Source organism: Psychrobacter piechaudii (genome assembly GCF_900162825.1).
Taxonomy (GTDB): Bacteria; Pseudomonadota; Gammaproteobacteria; order Pseudomonadales; family Moraxellaceae; genus Psychrobacter; species Psychrobacter piechaudii.
In genome coordinates this window covers 1-1,541 of the sequence record NZ_FUGE01000204.1, presented here as the reverse complement: position 1 = coordinate 1,541, position 1,541 = coordinate 1, and the positions used below count along the sequence as shown (strand labels likewise).

Annotated in this window: 1 protein-coding gene and 1 pseudogene; both read right to left on the bottom strand. The window is 41.3% G+C overall.

Features of this window, described 5'->3' with window-relative positions:
• Positions 1-158: 158 nt before the first annotated feature.
• A pseudogene (locus tag A1019T_RS10915) lies at positions 159-429 on the bottom strand (hypothetical protein); the annotation flags it as partial.
• Positions 430-615: 186 nt separating this feature from the next.
• On the bottom strand, positions 616-1,416 hold the full coding sequence (locus A1019T_RS10910; protein WP_244156645.1) for an FAD-dependent oxidoreductase: 801 nt from the start codon (positions 1,414-1,416) through the stop codon (positions 616-618).
• Between the last annotated feature and the right edge of the window lie 125 nt (positions 1,417-1,541).

The following is a 1,541-nucleotide window of genomic DNA, read 5'->3' as shown; positions in this document are numbered from 1 at the left end:
CAGTTTTGTATACTGGTTGGGCTAATTTGATACTCTTCGGCTAACTCCCGAAAGCTGTAGCCTTCGTCAAGTTTGCTAAGAATCATTTGTCGGTAGTCTTTTGAATATGCCATAAGTTTTAGTGTACCACTTTATTCGTTCTTTGACTATAGAGATAACATGGTAGCTTTTTTGTTTTGATAATAAGGTTGAGTTAACCGGCGCTCAGTCCCTCCCTAAAGTCTCGGCCAGATTACTGCCTTTAGAACACAGCTTACCAAAATTGGCAGGATGCTCTGGATCACCTTTTACACTCACCTGTCCTGTCATATTATCTACAGTTGCCAACACGCCACAGTCCACACCACAATAAGGACAAGTGGTGCGTACCGTCCGTATCGACTCAAACTCTGAGTGGGAGACGGAATTATCGCTAGGCAAAGTTAAGATAGCTATACTGTTTGGACTATTCGGGCTATTAAAACTTGCTTTAGCTTTAGGTTGGCTGGTTTGGCTATTTTTGATAATATTCTCGCTATTTTGTAGTGATATCTGCTGGTAGAACACTTATAAAATTGAAACTTAGGTACGTTATGATTGCATTTATTTCCTGTATTAAAAGGCATCTTGTTCTGGTTAAGCCACTTCATCATCATTTGGTTGATTGTCGGCTTTAATCACCGACTTAGGCTTCTCATTAAGCGCTGTCGCAGAATTGGTCACTGGATCAACGGCTATACTTTCCTTATCTTCAACTTGTTGATCCAATAATGACTGGCAATACGCAGCCCCAAAGATCAAAGCGTCTTTAAATTCAGAAACATCAGTTTGTTCATTAATCAGCTGACTGTAGAAATTGCCATCACTGGTCTCTCCATACAGCACAGCCCCTATCAACCGATTGTCTTTTAGGTAAAGACAATGGTATTGATCACTATTCACCTGACGATAAATAATTTGTTCAATAGACGCTAGTTCTGACTCATCAAACTCAATTTTTCCTGATGAACAGACGGCAATGCCAGATACTTTAAGTTTTAAGGATAAAGGCGTGCTAACAAAAGGTGGCCACTTTGATTTTGATGCTTGCTGAGTCAATACGGCGACGAGAGTATCAACATGCTTATTGACTGAGGACACCATGCCGAAAAGTTCCTCATTAATCTCTATACACTCGCCTATGGCATAGACATTTTGACAATTGCTGTGCATATATTCGTCTACAACAATGCCTCGATTAACTTCTATACCACTATCCTCAGCTAGTTGGGTATTGGGTATAATGCCCACAGCCATAACGATAAAATCAGCAGGTAACGTTCTGCCATCTTTAAGGCTTAGTCCTGTCACTTCATTGCTAGCATTCACTTCGATACCCGTGGTCATCGCCGAAACTTCCAAACCCACTTCTCTACGAGCAAGCTCTTGTTGCAGCATGACCCCTGCTGTCAATTCCGTACAGTTAAACTTGGGAGATTTTAGTTACCCAGCCTGACGATAATAATCAAACCACACCTGTCTTGGCGATTGATAGCCCAAACCCTTTTGAATCCTCGTCTGAT